Source organism: Nocardiopsis ganjiahuensis DSM 45031 (assembly GCF_000341085.1).
GTDB classification, from domain to species: domain Bacteria; phylum Actinomycetota; class Actinomycetes; order Streptosporangiales; family Streptosporangiaceae; genus Nocardiopsis; species Nocardiopsis ganjiahuensis.
Map to the genome: position 1 here is coordinate 245,330 of NZ_ANBA01000007.1, position 16,281 is coordinate 261,610.

9 protein-coding genes are annotated in these 16,281 nt (G+C 73.5%); 7 read left to right on the forward strand and 2 right to left on the reverse strand.

The window, feature by feature from the left end; genetic code table 11:
• The first annotated feature begins 158 nt into the window (after positions 1–158).
• Entirely contained in the window at positions 159–2,792 is a 2,634-nt protein-coding gene (locus D458_RS0107835; RefSeq protein ID WP_017586176.1) for a M14 family zinc carboxypeptidase, read from the forward strand.
• A 120-nt stretch (positions 2,793–2,912) separates the two neighbouring features.
• On the opposite strand, the gene D458_RS0107840 is transcribed toward D458_RS0107835, so the two are convergent.
• The gene (locus D458_RS0107840) at positions 2,913–3,674 is read right to left on the reverse strand and encodes an SDR family oxidoreductase (protein WP_017586177.1); all 762 of its coding nucleotides are present in this window, start codon (positions 3,672–3,674) and stop codon (positions 2,913–2,915) included.
• A gap of 151 nt (positions 3,675–3,825) precedes the next feature.
• Here D458_RS0107840 and D458_RS0107845 point away from each other — a divergent pair, with 151 nt between their 5' ends.
• The 4 genes from D458_RS0107845 to D458_RS0107860 all read left to right on the forward strand — a co-directional run bounded on the left by D458_RS0107845 (position 3,826) and on the right by D458_RS0107860 (position 10,446).
• On the forward strand, positions 3,826–6,981 hold the full coding sequence (locus D458_RS0107845; RefSeq protein ID WP_026119095.1) for a BTAD domain-containing putative transcriptional regulator: 3,156 nt from the start codon (positions 3,826–3,828) through the stop codon (positions 6,979–6,981).
• 60 nt (positions 6,982–7,041) lie between these two features.
• Entirely contained in the window at positions 7,042–7,506 is a 465-nt protein-coding gene (locus tag D458_RS0107850) for a GNAT family N-acetyltransferase (protein ID WP_017586179.1), read from the forward strand.
• Positions 7,507–7,759: 253 nt separating this feature from the next.
• Positions 7,760–9,943 carry a fibronectin type III domain-containing protein gene (locus D458_RS0107855; RefSeq protein WP_017586180.1) on the forward strand — a complete coding sequence of 728 codons (2,184 nt, stop codon included), beginning with the start codon at positions 7,760–7,762 and terminating at the stop codon, positions 9,941–9,943.
• A 38-nt stretch (positions 9,944–9,981) separates the two neighbouring features.
• Positions 9,982–10,446 (forward strand): hypothetical protein, encoded by a 465-nt coding sequence (locus D458_RS0107860; protein WP_239647915.1) that lies wholly within the window; start codon positions 9,982–9,984, stop codon positions 10,444–10,446.
• Between the two features lie 217 nt (positions 10,447–10,663).
• Here the strand turns inward: D458_RS0107860 and D458_RS0107865 are convergent, their stop codons facing one another.
• On the reverse strand, positions 10,664–14,572 hold the full coding sequence (locus D458_RS0107865; protein ID WP_040702237.1) for a type VII secretion protein EccC: 3,909 nt from the start codon (positions 14,570–14,572) through the stop codon (positions 10,664–10,666).
• Here D458_RS0107865 and D458_RS37430 point away from each other — a divergent pair.
• Together D458_RS37430 and eccD are read left to right on the forward strand one after the other, a co-directional pair.
• Complete coding sequence (locus tag D458_RS37430) at positions 14,520–14,678, forward strand: hypothetical protein (protein ID WP_239647921.1); 159 nt, start codon at positions 14,520–14,522, stop codon at positions 14,676–14,678. The two genes, D458_RS0107865 and D458_RS37430, sit on opposite strands and share 53 nt — an antisense overlap.
• A gap of 222 nt (positions 14,679–14,900) precedes the next feature.
• Positions 14,901–16,247: a type VII secretion integral membrane protein EccD gene (gene eccD / locus D458_RS0107875; protein ID WP_040702238.1), complete on the forward strand. Its 1,347-nt coding sequence runs from the start codon at positions 14,901–14,903 to the stop codon at positions 16,245–16,247.
• Positions 16,248–16,281: the final 34 nt, after the last annotated feature.

A 16,281-nucleotide genomic window follows, 5' to 3' on the forward strand; every position in this document is an offset into this window, starting at 1 on the left:
GGAGCGTGCGTGCACCGGGTCCCGTACTGAACGCCGGTGCCGGGCAGGGCCCCTCCCACAGGCGTGGATGTCCGACGAAACACGCTGTTGACAGCCTCATGTCTTGTTTCGGCCCGGCCGGGACGGTAGGAACGTCGAAGACCACAGGAGGAACCTTCGTGTCACAGCCCCCCGACGCAGCCCGCTCCGAAGCCCCGTCCCCCGCGACCCCGCCCGCTCCCGCCGCGTCCGCTTCGGGACCACGGGGAGCCCGCGCCGTCTCCCTGGCCGGGTTCGCGGCCGCCTTCGTCGCCCTCGGTCTGGTCGCCGCGCCCGCACCCGCCCTCGCCGAGCCGCGTGAGGACGCCAACGGCGCCGAACGCAACGAGACCGCCGCCGGCCCCGAGGCGCTGGCCGCGGAGCCCCTGGCCGCACCCCTCGACGCGGTCGGGGTCGACCCGGACGCCGCCTACCCCCGTCGGACCGAACTGCCGGAGCCGCCCGAGGACCCCGACGACAGGTCGGTCAAACTCGGCCTGCTCCCGTACCACGGCATCGCGCCCGCGCTCAACGACCTCCAGGAGACCTCCGACCGGGTCAGCGTGGAGGTCGTCGGGGAGTCCGTCGAAGGCCGCGACCTGTACCTGGTCACCCTCACCGAACCCGAGACCCGCGCCGAGGCCCGCCACCAGCAGCGCATGCGCGAGCTCATCGCGGAGAACCCCGACCGCGCGGCCCGCGACCGGACCCTGCCGGACCGGTACAAGACCCCCGTGCACGTCAACGCCAACATCCACGGCAACGAGTGGGAGGGGACCGACGCCTCCCTGCGGATCATCGAGGAGCTGGCCACCGCTGAGGACGAGCGGACCCGGGAGCTCCTGGAGGGGTCGCGCCTGTACTTCACCGTCACCGCGAACCCGGACGGGCGGGTGGCGGGCACCCGCGCCAACAGTGCCGGGTTCGACCTCAACCGCGACTTCGTCACCGTCTCGCAGCCCGAGACGGCCGCGATCCGCCAGGTCATGGTGGACACCCAGCCGCTGGTCATGATCGACCAGCACGGGTACGTGAACGGCACCCTGATCGAGCCGGCCACACCGCCGCACGGCCAGAACTACGAGTACGACCTGTTCATCAAGAACACCTACGCCAACGGCATCGCCATGGAGCAGGCCGTGCTCGACCTGGGGTACACCCCCGAGGACGACGGCGTGCAGCCCCCGCAGATCCCCTTCCGGGACCGGGAGGACGGCTGGGACGACTGGCCGCCGATCTTCACCCCCATGTACGCCCCCTACCAGGGCGCCGTAGCCGCGGCCACCATCGAGTTCCCGCTCCGGGTGAACAACGCCGCCTACGACCTGGCCGAGGAGGAGCTGCGGCGGCGCACCGCGATCAACACCGACATCTCCGCCGCCACCATCGAGGCCACCCTCGACTTCGCGCACGAGAACCGCGAGGAGCTGGTCGGCGACCAGATCGAGGTGTTCCGCCGCGGTGCCGCGGGCGAGGAGCAGGTGGTACCGCCAGAGGAGTGGGTGCCCGGCTTCGGCCCCGAGGACGTGTACACCACCGACTTCCCGCGCGCCTACGTGATCCCGGCGGGGGAGGGCCAGCGCTCCGCTCCGGCCGCCGCCCGCCTGGTGGACTTCCTCATCGCCAACGACGTGCGTGTGGAGCGCGCCGGGAACGCGTTCGAGCTCGACGGCACCTCCTACCCCGCCGGGTCCTACGTGGTGGACATGCACCAGCCCAAGCGCGGCATGGCCAACGTCCTGCTGGAGGACGGCCGCGACATCACCGGCGACGTCGAGGCGATGTACGACATCTCCGGGTGGAGCCACGGACGCCTGTGGGGCGCGACCGTCGAGTCCGCCGAGTCCGCCCCGCCGGGCGCCACCGAGCGTGTGAGCGAGGCAGCCCCCACCGGGGCGGTCGAGGGTGACGGCGGCTGGACGCTGCGCCTGGACGACGCCGCCGACGTGGCCGCGCTCAACGACCTGGTCGCCGCGGGGGCCGAGGCCACCTGGGGCGGCTCGGGCACGGTGCGGGTCTCCGCCGACGCGGCCGGCGCCGTGGCGGAGGCGGCCGACCGGCACGGCGCGGTCTTCCACCCCGCCGTCTCCGATGCCGCCACCGGGGCCCCGGCGCTGGACACGGTGAACGTGGCCGTGGCCGGAGCCGCCGACGAGGTTCTCACCCTCGGCGAACTGGGCTTCGACGTCGAGACGGTGTCCACGGCCGTCCTCAACGACGGTTTCGACTGGTCCGGGACCGACGTGCTCTACGTGTCGAGCGGCCTGGTGTACTCCAGCCTGACCGACGAGGCCCGTACCGGCCTGGACGCCTTCCTGGAGGAGGGCGGTGTGGTCGCCCGGGGCACGACCGGAGCACGCTTCAACGAGGAGGCCGGGCTGTTGGAGGTCCAGCACGGGGCCGGACGCTCGGACGCCAACGGCGTGGTCCTGATGGACGACGGCGAGGGAGCGCTCGCCGGGACCGGCGGATACGGGTTCGTGTACTCACCGGGCTGGTTCACCGACCTGGGCCCGGAGGTCACGGTCGAGCAGTCCTACGGTGCTGAAGGCCCGCTGGTGGCCGGTCACTGGCGGCCCGACGCCAACGGTTCGGGCGGCCAGGACTCGGCGGCCGGGCAGGCTGCCGTCGTCAGCGGTGTGGCCGCACCGGGCGCCTCCGTGGTGCTCTTCGGCACCGAACCGCTGTTCCGCAACCACCCCAAGGGGCTGTTCGGCCAGGTGGCCCAGGCGCTCTTCTGGACCTCGGCGGAGGCCGGCACCGAAGTGCGGTAGAACCCCCTCCCGGGGATCTCCTGAACCAGGGGCAGGCGCCAGTTCTCGCGGGGAAACCACCTCGGCCCCTCCTGCCGAGGCGGTTTCCCCTGGTACTTCGTCCGAGTGTCCGGGGTGCCGCTAGTCGAACGGCTGGAGGGCGGGGCCCAGACCGCCGTCCACGGGCAGCTCGGCGCCGGTGGTGAAGGTGGCCTCGAATCCGAGGAACAGCACCGCCCGCGCCACCTCCGCCACCGTCCCGTGGCGGCCCATCGGGGTGGCCTGGTCACCGGCGGCCTCGATCGCGGCGCGCTCCTCCGCGGAGGCCCCGGTGAACCCGCCCGACCGGGTGTGCACGAACCCCGGGGCGACGCTGTTCACCCGGATCCCGCGCGGCAGCAGCTCGGACGCGAAACTCCGGGCGAAGCCCGCCACTGCGGCCTTGGTTCCGGTGTACACGCTCATCCCGCCCGTCCCCGTCGCGTTGGTGACCGACGTCGTGAACACGATCGACCCGCCCTCGGCGATCAGCGGGGCCAACCGCTGGACGGTGAAGTACGCGCCCCGGGCGTTGATCCCGAACATCCACTCGTAGGTCTCCTCGGTGACCTCGGTGAACGGCTCCAGGGCGGCCACGCCCACGTTCACGTGCAGGAAGTCGATCCCGCCCAGGGTCTCGCGCACCGCCTCGGCCAGGACGTCGGCGTCCCCGACCCGCGCGGCGTCCGCGCGCACCGCCTGCACCCGGGGCCCGAACCTGCCCCGCACCTCCTCCAGGTTCTTCTCGTTGTTGCCGGTGAGCAGCACGCGCGCTCCACCGGCCAGGAGTTCCTCGACCACACCCAGGCCCATACCGTGCGTCCCGCCGACCACCACGGCCCGCTTGCCCTCGTAGGCACCCATGTCCGAACCCTCTTCCTTCTCCCCGGGCGGCCTGGTGACCGCCCCGACTGGTGACCACGGTGCCGGGCACTGCCACGGGTTCCCCACGGGTCCGCTACGGGATGGCCACGGGCCCGCCGCGGGGCCTCGGCGGGGCGGCTACGGTGAGGACATGCGATTCGGGGTGCTCGGACCACTGTCGGTACGGACCGATCACGGCGAACCCGTCCCGATCCCCGACACCAAGGTCCGCGCCCTGCTGCTCCGCCTCCTCCTGGCCCGGGGGCGCCCCGTCCCCGTCGACCAGCTCGTGGACCACCTGTGGGGCGAGACCCCGCCCAGCCGTCCCACCGCCGTCCTCCAGGCCCGCATCTCCCAGCTGCGCGGCGCACTGGACGCGGCCGAACCCGGCGCCCGCGCCCTGGTCCGCCACCGCGCCCCCGGCTACCTGCTGGTGGCCGACCACCTCGACGCCGCGCAGTTCGAGGAGCTCGTCGGACGGGCCGCCCAGGACCCGGCCCCCCGCACCCGCGCCGAACTGCTGACCCGCGCCCTGGACCTGTGGCGCGAACCGGCGCCGGCCGAGTTCACCGACACCGCGTCCCGGTCGGTCCCCGACGGACACGGAGAGCTGACCCGGTGGACGCAGATGCGTCTGACCGCCCTGGAGGACCTCGCCGAAACCCGCCTGGACCTGGGCGAACACAGCGCTCTGGCCGCTGAGCTCGCCGACCCGGTCGCCCGCAACCCCTACCGTGAACGCCTGCACGCCGCCTACCTGCGCGCCCTCCACGGGGCCGGACGCCACGCCGAGGCCCTGGTCGCCTACACGCGCCTGCGCTCCCGGCTGGCCGAGGAACTGGGCGCGGACCCCGGGCAGCAGCTCCTCGACCTGCACCAGGCCATGCTCGCCCGCGATCCCGCCCTGGACCCGGTGCCCGACCCGGCCCCAGCGCCCGGCCGCCTGCCCGAACCCGTGGACACACTGGTCGGCCGCGACCGCCCTCTACGGGACCTGGCCGACCTGCTCGCCGAGCACCGGCTCGTCACCCTCACCGGCCCGGGCGGTGTCGGCAAGACCCGCCTCGCTCTGGCGGCCGGAGCCGCGCTCACCCGCCGCGCCGAGGCCGGGGACGGCGCCTGGCTGGTCGAACTGGGCGGGCTCGCCCCCGACGGCGATCCCGTGCCCCTCCTGGCCGCCACCCTGGGCGTGCGGGACGGAAGCGCGCGGGAGGAACCCGAGGAGCTCGTCCGGATCGTGGCGATGCTGAGGGGCCGCAGCGCCCTCCTCGTCCTGGACAACCACGAGCACGTCGTCGCCCCGACCGCCGCCCTCGTCTCCCACCTCCTGGGCGCCCTGCCCCGCCTGCGTGTCCTGGCCACCGGCCGGGTGCCCCTCGACATCGCCGGGGAGCACCTGTACGCGGTGCCCCCGCTCGACCTGCCCGCCCCCGGCACCACCGACCCCGACGAACTCTCCGCCTCGGGCGCGGTCCGGCTCTTCACCGCCCGGGCCCGCGCCGCCCGCACGGCCTTCGTCCTGGACGCCGCGACCGCCCCTGCCGTGGCCACAATCTGCCGCCGCCTGGACGGGATCCCCCTGGCCCTGGAACTGGCCGCCACCCGCCTGCGCCACCTGGGAGCGGACGAGATCGCCGCCCGTTTGGACGACCGGTTCGCCCTGCTGGGCACCGGTCGCCGCGACGCCCCCGAGCGCCAGCGCACCCTGCGCGCGGTGATCAACTGGAGCTGGGACCAGCTCGACCCGGCCGAACGGGCCGTGCTCTCCCGCCTGGCCGTCACCGCCGACGGCTGCGAACCCGACACCGCCGAGGCGCTCTGCTCCGGACCCGGACCGAGCGCGGAAACCGGGACGGCGGAACAGGTGCACGTGCCCGCGAACACGGTCCTGGACGTGGTCGGTGCGCTGGCCGACCACTCCCTGGTCACCGTCGAGACCGCCTCCTCCCACACCCGCTACCGGCTCCTGGAGTCCGTGGCCGCCTACGCCCTGGAACACCTGGCCGCCTCAGGAGACCGCACCCGCGTCCGTGCCAGGCACGCCCGCCACCTCGCCGACCTCGCCGCCGGTGCCGACGCCCACCTGCGCGGCCCCGACCAGCACCGGTGGCTGGAGCGCCTGGACCGCGAGAGCGCCAACCTCACCAGCGCGCTGGACCACGCCGTGGCCGCTGACGACCCCGACCTGGCCCTGCGACTGGCCGTCGCCCCCTGCTGGCACCGCTACCTGCGCGGACGCTCGGGGCAGGCGCGCGCCGCCCTGGACCGGGCCCTCGCCCTGCCTGGACCGGACACCTCCGCCCGTGCCGAGGCCGCCCTGTGGCGCACCGCCCTGGCCGTGCCCGCCACCGAGGACGAGCAGAGCCGCCGTGCCCGGGTCCCGGAACACCTGGAACAGGTCAGCGATCCCGTCACGCGCGCCCGGCTCCTCTGGCTGATCGAACACCTGCGCTGGGGGCTGGGCGACCAGGACCGCGCCGCCGGTCTCGTGCGATCCGCCCACGAGGCGGCCGCCGCGGCCGGGGACCGCTGGGGCACCGAGGTCTCCCGCGTCACCCTGGCCTACGCGGCCCTGCGCCGGGGTGACATCGCCGAGGCCCTGGACGCGGCACGGCAGGCGGAGAAGGCGCTGCGGGAGATCGGCGACAACTGGGGCGCCCTCCAGGCCACCGACGCCCTCGCCCAGGCACTGGAGTCCCTCGGCGACCTCGACGGGGTCGCCGACCACCACGAACGCGCCCTGCGGCTGGCCGAGGAGCTGCGGTTGTGGGGCAACGCCACGCTCGCCCTGTCCGGCCTGGGCCGGGTGGCCCTGCTGCGCGGTGACCTGGACCGGGCCGACGTCCTGCACGCGCGGGCCGCGGCCCTGGCGGCGGAGCACTCGGACGCCGGGGCCGAACAGTTCGCCGAGGCCGGAACGGTACTGTCGGCCCGCCGGCGAGGCGACCTCGACCGTGCCGAACGCCTCCTGCGCCGCTGGGTGGACTGGAACCTGCGCGCGGACAGCCACATCGGGACGGCGTTCCTGCTCACCCAGCTGGGTTATGTCGCCGAACAGCGCGGGGACGCGGAGGCCGCCCTGGACCTGCACGCCCGGGCCCGGACCGAGGCCTGGGCCAGCGGTGACCCCCGCGCGGTCGCCGCCGCGCTCGAAAGACTGGCCGGGGCCCACGCCCTGGCCGGAGCCGGTGAGACCGCCGCCGCCCTGCTCGCCGAAGCCACCCGGGTTCGGGAGAGGACCGGGGCGCCCCTCACCGCACCGGAACGCTTCGACGTGGACCGGGCCCTCGCCCGCCTGGCCCGCTGAGCCCCCGGACCCGCCGAAAAAACGTGGCATCCCTTCGAAGGGGGCCATAAGGTGCGCCTCATGACAGAAACCCCCTCGCTCCGGCTCGTCGAGATCACCGACGACAATTTCGACGCGGCCGTCAAGGTCGAGGTCCGAGAGGACCAGAACCGCTTCGTCGCCCCGGTCCTGTACTCCCTGGCCCAGGCGTACACGAACCGCGGCACCGCCTGGCCCCGCCTGCTCATGGACGGTGACGAGGCGGTCGGGTTCCTCATGGTCAAGTTCGACCCCGAGGAGGAGGACCCGGACTTCCGCGCCGAGATCTGGCGGCTCAACATCGGTGAGAAGCAGCAGGGCAGGGGATACGGCCGGTTCGCGGTGGAGGCCGCAGTGGAGGAGGCCCGCCGCAGGGGATTCGGGCGGATCACGGTCTCCTGGGTCCCCGGTGAGGGCAGCCCCGAGGCCTTCTACCTGGGGATGGGCTTCCACAAGACCGGCCGGGTGGAGGACGGAGAGGTGATCGGCGAACTCCTCCTCGGCTGACACGCCCGCCCCGCAACGGCAGGGATTCCACACGCGGATCCGGAACCGCAGGCCGGGTCCGCGGCATCCGAAGGGACGTGACCCAGTTCCCTCGAACACGCGTTGACGCGGACCCCGCCGTCTGGTTTCGTACAGATGCCCGTCCCCCAAGGGCCCCCGAACCCCCGCGGGTCCCCACACACATGCGATACCGATCCCACCTCCCCTGCCGCCGGAGGCCGGACACGTCCGCGGTAGCCGAAGGAGTACGTGGATGGTGAGCCGTAAGACGGCGCCCACCGGTTCCGCCCCCGCCGAGCGGGGCCGTTCCCGGCGCCTGCTCGGTACCCTCGCCCGACGCACCCGCGCCGGATCCTCGGGTCTGGTGCTCGGCCTCATGGCCACCGCCCTGGTCAGCACCGCCTTCGGCGTCGGAGCGCTGGGGCAGTCGGACGACGTGTCCGACGGCGCCTCCTGGCTGTGGAACGCCGTCAGCAACGAGGCGGTCCGGGTCAACGGCAACAACGCGGAGATCGACCTGGTCGCCTCTCTGCCCGAGGCCGGGGGCGCCCGGGTCCAGGTCGAGCAGAACGACGACTACCTGATCCTCACCGACCCCGAAACGGGCAAGGTGACCTCGGTCGACCTCAACGAGCTCGGCTTCTCCGGCAAACTCGAACTGGGCTCCGGCGACTTCGGGGTCGTGCTCGGCAGGGAGAGCGCCGTGGTCATCGATCGCCAGGGCGGCGAGATCAGGGCCGTCGACCCGGCCACACTCCAGGCCACCGGTGCCTCGCTCACCCTGGAGGGGCCGCTGGTCGGCGGTGCCTTCGACGATTCCGACACCCTGTGGGTCGGCGCACCCTCCCAGGGGCACGCCGTCGGCATCACGGTCGCCGAAGGCGAGGCGACCGTCACCCAGACCGTCGCCGTGGCCTCCCCGGGCTCCGACATCGGCGTCACGGTCTTCGACGACGGAGCGCTCGCCGTCGACCGGGGCGGCGAACAGGTGGTGGCCATGCGCGAGGGCGACGACCCCGTGATGGTCAGGATGCCCGCGCCGATGACGGACTCGGTCATGCCCGCGCGCACCCGGGGCGACATGGCGGCCGTCACCAAGACCGAGGACGACGAGATCGTCACCCTCCTGCACCCCTACGGCGCCGCCGAGACCACCCTCTTCCCGGTGGAGAAGCCGGGCAGCGGGGTCGCGGTGCCCTTCGCCGGGCGCGTCTACGTGCCCTTCGAGGCCGAAGGACTGGTCCGCTCCTACGCCCCGAACGGCCGCGAGCTCGACACCGTCACCCTGCCGGGCGCCGAGGGGCCGCTGGAACTGGAGGCCCGGGAGGGCAACCTGTTCGTCAACGCCCCCGACACCGGTGTGGCCGCGGTCGTGGACGACACCGGCCAGGCCACCCTGGTGGACACCGAGGAGGTTCCGCCGGGACCCGGTGAGATCCGGGGAGACGCCCCCGAACCCCAACCCGAACCCGGAGCCCCGGCCCCCGAGCCCCAGACCGGCCAGAACCCCCAGGCCGAGGGCGGCTCCGGCGACCAGGGCGAGGGTTCGGGAGAAGGCGGCGGTTCCGGAGACGGCGCCGGAGAGGGCGACGGCCCCGGGGAGCAGTCGACCGGTCCGCCCGGGGCCCCGACACCCGTCACGGCCGAGGCCGGTGACGGCAGCGTCGAACTCAGCTGGCCCGAGGCCTACTCGCCGGACGCCCCCGTGGAGTCCTACGAGATCACCTGGGAGGACAGCGAGATCACCGTCGACGGCTCCGAGCTGGACACCGTGGTCACCGGTCTGGACAACGGCACCGCCTACCGGTTCCGGGTCCGCGCCGTCAACGAGCACGGAACCGGCCCCGCGGCGCAGTCGCCCCAGGTCACCCCGAGCCAGGAGGCTCCCGGCGCACCCGGGGCCGTCTCGGTGGAGGTGACCGGCAGCGAGAGCGCGACCGTGTCGTGGGACGGCGCGGAGAACGCCGTCGACTACCAGGTCTCCGCCTCCGCCGAGGGCGGTGCGTCCGCTCCCAGCAACCGCACGACGGGGGAGACCTCGTTGGAGGTCACCGGGCTGACAGCAGGGGCCACCTACACGTTCACGGTCACCTCACGGGGTTCGGGCGGGGTGACCGGTGAGTCCTCCACCAGCGACCCGGTGACCATGCCCGAGACCCAGGTGGGCACACCGGGGAGCGTCACCCACAGCGTCTCGGGCGCCACGGTGACCGTCACCTGGACGGCCGCCGACAACGCCGAGGGGTACCGGATCACCCCCCACGGCGACGGCGCCGTGGTCTTCGAGGAGGCGACCACGGGAGCGGAGGCCACTACTCACTCCTTCACCAAGGGCAACGAGCGGTGCTTCTCCTTCACCGTGACGGCCCTGGGAACGGGAGCCACTGAAGGCGGGTCCGTACGAAGCGCCCCGGCATGCCTCGCACCGTTCCAGTGACCAGCAATCACGACCACCCCTTGAAGGGATCCAAGTCGATGACCGCTATGAGAGGGCCGCGCCGCTGGGCGGTGTGGTCGGCCGCCTGCGCTCTGGGCGTGACCGGTCTCCTGCTGAGCGGGGCGACCGCCGCACAAGGCCAGGACCCGGCGCAGGTGTGCAGTGACGCCCACCCCAACGCGGGGGAAGCGGATGTCCCCAGGTACACCCAGAACCTGGAGGGAAACTGGCCGATGCCTATCCCGGGGGACCCGGGAGGACAGGTGCACCTCTTCTACGAGACCGTACGGGGCTACAACTGCGCGATCGCGGTCTCCAACGGTGGTGCCACCTATCTGGACGTAGGTATCCGCACCGAGGGCGGGACACCGGTCACCGACATCCAGTCATCGGGAACCTCGACACAGCCCGTGCTGATCCACGCCCCGGGTGTGTGCGTCCAGGTCACCGCAGCGGTTGGGGAGCGCTCGGTGATCTCCGGATTCACGAACTGCGAGACCTGACCGTCCCCGGCCGCCCCGCCTGAGCGGTGGCCGGGGACGGTGTCCGGCCTGTGCCGTCGGGCGTGGCGTTCGGGCTCAGCCTCGTACCGGATGGGGACGCTCGAACCGTCGCCCCTGACCTTCACCCCTCCCGTCTGGCTCTCCACTCCGGCTCCTCCGACGTGAACCCGGGGCGCCCGCCGCATCGGCGGGCGCCCCTTTCACTTTCCCGTGCCGGTCACCCCTCCGGGTCGGTCCAGGCCACCTGGACCTGCTCCGGCGGGACTCCGCGGCGGGCCAGCAGGGCGCGGCCGGGGGGCAGGCGCCGGGACGCGACCCCGTTGGCGAGCCGCCCCTCCATCCGGTCCCCGGAGAACAGCAGACCCGGGGTGGCCATGTCCACGATCGTCTGCGTCACCGGGTCGAACATCGACCGCGAGGCGCCACCGGTCCGTCTGGCCGTGACGATGTGCAGTCCCAGGTCGGCCCCCTGGCTGAGGAACTCGGCCAGGGGCTCCAGCGGGTTGCTGCGCCCGGCCACCAGGTCCAGGTCGTCGACGAACACGAACACCTCCAACCCGTCCCACCAGCTGCGCTCACGCAGCTGACGGGGGGTGACCTCCGGGCCGGGCAGCCGCTGCCGGATCATCCCGGCCAGCTCCCCGGCCATCCCCCTGGTGTGCTGGGGGCTGGTGCTGTAGGCCAGCAGGCGGTCCTCGGGCACCAGCCCCAGGTGCGCCCGCCGGTAGTCGACCATGACGATGCCCACCTCGCGCTCCGGCCTCTGGGCCACCTGCCGCACCAGGGTGCGGATCAGGGTGCTCTTGCCGGTCTGCGGGTCGCCGTAGACCACCAGGTGCGGATCCTCGTCCGGCCGGTACAGGGAGGGGGCGAGGTCGCTCTCGCCCAGCCCCATGACCAGCCCGGGACCCTGGTGGCGGGGGAGCAGTTCGTCCAGGGTGACCTGGGTCGGCAGCACCCGCACCCGGTGCACCGGGTCGTGCGGCCAGCGTTCGGAGAGCGTGCGCACCGCGTCGCGCACCCCGTCGCCCAGGTCGGCGTCCTCGGCCACCCCGTCCAGTCGGGGCAGGGCGATCTGCACGAACGACTCGTCGGAGCGCAGGCCGCGGCCCGGCACGTCCTTGGGCATCTGCTCGGCGACCTTGCGGCCCAGCTGGGAGTCGTAGGGGTCGGTCAGGCGCAGCTCGAACCTGCCGCCGAACAGCGACTGCATCTTGGAGCGGACCTGGTTCCCGGCCGAGGCGGTCAGCACCGTGTGCACGCCCAGGGCCGGGCCGCGCGAGACGATGTCGGTGAGGATGTCGTCCACGTCGGGGAACGCCTCCCGCAGCCCTGCCCAGCCGTCGATGAGCAGGTACACGTCGCCGTAGATCCCCGACGGCACCCGGCCCTCGGCCCGGGCCTGGCGCAGATCGGCCGGCGAGTCCAGCCGGGACCGCTGGAAGACGCGTTCGCGCTGTTCGAGCAGGCTCCGCACGTCGGCCAGGATGCGCTGGACCCGTTCCAGGTCCGAGCGCCCGGCCACACCCGCCACGTGCGGCAGCTCCTCGAACGGGGCCATCGAACCGCCGCCGAAGTCGATCGCGTAGACGGCGATCCGCCCGGGCGGGTACCGCCAGGCCAGGCTGGCGACGAGGGTGCGAAGCAGGGTGGACTTGCCGGACTGCGGGCCGCCCAGCACCACGATGTTGCTCTCGCCTCCGGTGAAGTCCAGGTCGGCGGCGGTCTGCGCCTGCTCCCGTGGCAGGTCGGCCAGCCCGATGATCGCCCGCGCCTCGGCCGGGTCGGGTTCCACAGGGCTCCCCTCGGGCCCGGTCAGGTCCTCTCCCAACTGCTCCAGCAGCCCGTCCAGGGTCATCACCGAGGGCAGCGGTGCCAGCCAGACCGGCCGCACCGGCGACGCACCCGATGCCACGAGCCGGTCCACCGTCACCCGCAGGGTCGTGGGGGTCTCCTCCTCGTCGTCACCGGCGTCCTGCCCCGCCTGCGGTCCCTCGTCCCGTGCGGAGTCCGGCGGCCGGGTCAGGGACGCCAGCCCGTTGAAGGAGATCAGCGGCAGAACCTGCGGAACCTCGTCCTCCCGGTCCTGGCTGGGCGGCACGTACGGCTGGGAGACCATGGCGGCCTTGAACCGCTCGAAGACGGTCGTGTCCACCTTCAGGTACCCCGAACCCGGCTCCGGGGGCAGGTGGTAGGCGTCGCCGACACCGATCGCCTCGCGGCTCTCGGCCTCGGAGAAGGTGCGCAGGCCGATCCGGTAGGACAGGTGCGACTCCAGCCCCTTGATCTTCCCCGAGTCCAGCCGCTGGGTGGCCAGCAGCAGGTGCACGCCGATGGAACGGCCGATCCGGCCGATGGCCACGAACAGCTCCGCGAAGTCCGGGTGCGCGGTGAGCAGCTCGGAGAACTCGTCGATGATCACCAGCAGGTGGGGGAGCGGTTCCAGCTCCGGGCGGCGGCCCCGCGCGCTCTCGTAGGCGTGCAGGTTGGGCAGGTTGCCCGCGTCCTTGAGCGCCTGCTGGCGGCGGGTCAGCTCACCGAACATCGCCTCCCGGAAACGCTCCACCAGGGAGTCGTCGTCGGCGAGGTTGGTGATCAGTCCGGCGCTGTGCGGCAGCAGGTCGGTGTCGGCGAAGGTCGCGCCGCCCTTGAAGTCCACCAGGAGCAGCGCGAGCTGGTCGGGGGAGTGGTTGATCACCAGGGAGGTGACCAGGGTCCGCAGCATCTCCGACTTGCCCGAGCCGGTGGCGCCCACCACGAGCCCGTGCGGGCCCATCCCGCCGAAGGCGGACTCCTTCAGGTCGAGCAGGACCGTGTTCCCCTCCGGTCCCACTCCGATCGGCACCCTCAGGAAGTCGCCGGTCCCCCGGGGGAGCCAGGTACGGCCCGTGTCCAGCTGGGCCACGTCGGGCACACCGAGGATCTCCGGCAGGCCGACGGTGGCGTGCATGGCGTCGGCGTTGTCCGCGGCGGCCAGCCGTACCGGGGACAGGGTTCGGGCCAGGGTGGTGAGCTGGTCGCGGTCGGCCTGGTCCGCGCGCCCCCGCAGCGGCGGGTCGGCCTCCTCCGGGCCGACCTGGCCGGGAGGGGGCTGCGCGGTCTCGCGGTCCTCCCGGAGGGAGCCGTCCGCCTCCACGTACAGGCGCGTGTCGACGTGCCCGGGCTCCTCGCGGCGTTCGCCCACGAGGAAGATCAGATGGATGCCGATGTCGGCCAGGGAGTGCACCGGCGGTTCGGCGGCCAGCCCGGAGAGGGTGGCCTGGAACTCGCCGTCGACGACCACGACCAGCCGCGAGGTCCCCGGCCCGGGGGGAGCGCCCCGTCTGCGCTGCATGTCGATGGTGCGCTGCTCGATCTCCGCCGACAGCAGTTCGGTCATCTCCACCGTGTTGGCCGCCACCAGGCGCGCGGGCATCGGGCCGTCGTCGACGCCCTCGAGCGTGTTGTGCGGCAGCCACTTGAGCCAGTCCCACTCCGGGACCAGCCGCTGGTGGCGCACCACGCCCAGGCGCACGTCTCCGGGTGCGGAGAAGGTCGCCAGTTGGGCGGCCACGGACCGGGCCACCCCTCTGGCCGCCGCCCGGTCGCCCACGATCGACACCACGCCGCAGTCGCGCAGGGGAAGGACCAGGGGCTGTTCGGCCACCTCCGCGTACAGGTCGACCAGCTGCTCGGCGATGCCCTGGCAGACGGGGTCGTAGACGATCAGCGGGTTGGCCCTGTCGATGTTCAGGCTCAGCCGCCGCGCCAGCGGTCGGGTGCCCTCACCGACCCGCACGTGCAGGAAGTCGGGATCGCCCACACGCCGCTCCCACCTGCGGGCGGGCAGCCGCGCGGCCTCGGCGAGCAGGCGCGGGGCCGGGTGCCGGAACAGGGCCGCCGCCCGTTGGAGCCCCGCGACCTCGCGGACCGTCTCACGCAGGTGGTCGAGGTAGTCCAGGTACCGTTCGCGCTGTTCGCGGATGCGCCGCCGGGGGCCGTTGCGCTGGGACACGAACATCACGATGCCCACGGCGACGCTGGCCATCATGACCATCGCCCCGATCACGGCGAACAGCGGACGGTTCCCGAGCGTGATCGTCATCAGCAGGGAACCCGAACCCGTGATGATCGGCATCATGATCATCGCCGAGGAACTCGACGCCGGCGGGTTCTCCGGAAGCTGCGGGGGCGTGGCGATCACCAGGGGCGAGCGCCCGGGGTCCGGGACCGCATGGCGCGCGGGCCGGTGAACCAGCGTTGTGGACACGAAGGGCCTCTCCGGTCGTGTGGGCCCCGAAGGTCCGGGACGCACCGATTGCTACCTTGATGATCCCGCGCCGCCCCGGCGCCGGACAAATCTGCTTTCGCGGCCCTGTGGAAAACCGGCCGCGGTTTCGTGGGATCCCATCCCCCGGTGTCCGGTTCTCCGCCGGACGCGCTTGATCCGAGAACCCGAGAACGGAGTGCGTTTCGTGAGCGGATACTGCCGGGTCACGGTCACGGGGCCCGACAAGTGGGCCGACCTCGCCCTGCCGGGCACCGTTTCCGTGGCCACGCTCATGCCCCAGGTGGTGCGGGTGTGCTCACCCGGACCGGAAGGGCTCCAGGCCGCCGAGTGGAGCCTGGCGCGAGTCGACGGGACCCCCCTGCCCGCGGGGGGATCCCTGCGTGAGGCCGGTGTCCTGGACGGCGACGTCCTCGTCCTGCGCAGGGAGGCCGCACCCGAACGCCCGACCTTCGTCGACGACGTGCGCGGTTCCGTCGAGGACCGCGTGGACGGGACCGCGTGGCTGTGGCGGCCCTCCACCACCCTCGGGCTGGGCCTGGCCCTGGCCGCCCTCGGACCCCTGCTGCTCGCCCTGGCCATGGCCGTGGTCCGCACCGCGCCCGTGGACCTGGCCGTCGCGCCCCTGGGCCTTCTGGTGTCCCTGGCGGCGCTGTGGCTGGCCGGTCGACGCTCCCTGCCCGGCGTCGCCCACGCGGTCCAGGTCGCGGCCTGCGGCTGGGGGGCGCTGGCCGCGGTCCTGGCTGTTCTCGCGGTGGGCGGGGCCCCGCCCGCACCCGTGGCGCTGGCCCTGTTCGCCTGCTCCGGCGCGCTGGCCGCCGCCGCGGCCGGATGGGCCCTGAACCAGGCGATGCTGCCCTACCTCGCCGGGCTGAGCGTGGTGACCGGCGGGTCGGTCGTGCTCGTGGCCCTGGGCCTGTTCGTGCACGGCCCGATGGCCCTGCGGCTGCTGGCGGTCCTGCTGGTCCTGGGCATCGGGGGCCTGCCCCGGATGGCCCTGGCCCTGGGCGGGCTCTCCGGCCTGGACTACGAGGTGCGCCAGGTCGGCCGGACCGACACCGCGAGGTTCGAGTCGGGCCTGGCCACCAGTGACCGGCTGCTGCTGGGAACGCTCCTGGGATCGGTGGCGGCGGCCGTCGCCGCGGTGGCGCTCCTGGCGGCCACCGGTGAGGGGGCCCGCGACCTCGTGCTGGCCGCCCTCGTGTCGCTGGTCCTGCTCCTGCGCTCCCGGCTCTTCGACCGGGTCTCCCACGTGCTGCCGATCCGGCTGGGCGGGGTGTGCGGGCTGGCCGTGACCGGCGCCGTCGCGGCGTCAGGGGCTGGCTGGTCCCTGGCCCTGGCACCCGCCGCGGCCCTGCTGCTCGGCACCGCGGTCGCGGCCCTGAGCGCGGTGCGCCTGACCGACGTGCCCCGCGCCTCCCTGAGGCGGATCCTCAACGGGGTGGAGGTCGCGGCCGTCATCGGCATGTGCGTCGCCGCGGTGTGGGCACTGGGCGTCTACGAGGCCGTGACCTCGATCGACCTGCCGTTCTGACCCAGCAGGGCCGCCCGCGCCCCCAGCCGTGGGG

Coding starts and splice junctions, on each gene's coding strand:
- D458_RS0107840 (WP_017586177.1), bottom strand. CDS start 3,674: ATGGGTGCCTACGAGGGCAAGCGGGCCGTGGTGGTCGGCGGGACGCAC.
- D458_RS0107850 (WP_017586179.1), top strand. CDS start 7,042: ATGACAGAAACCCCCTCGCTCCGGCTCGTCGAGATCACCGACGACAAT.
- D458_RS0107845 (WP_026119095.1), top strand. CDS start 3,826: ATGCGATTCGGGGTGCTCGGACCACTGTCGGTACGGACCGATCACGGC.
- D458_RS0107860 (WP_239647915.1), top strand. CDS start 9,982: ATGACCGCTATGAGAGGGCCGCGCCGCTGGGCGGTGTGGTCGGCCGCC.
- D458_RS0107865 (WP_040702237.1), bottom strand. CDS start 14,572: ATGATCATGATGCCGATCATCACGGGTTCGGGTTCCCTGCTGATGACG.
- D458_RS0107855 (WP_017586180.1), top strand. CDS start 7,760: ATGGTGAGCCGTAAGACGGCGCCCACCGGTTCCGCCCCCGCCGAGCGG.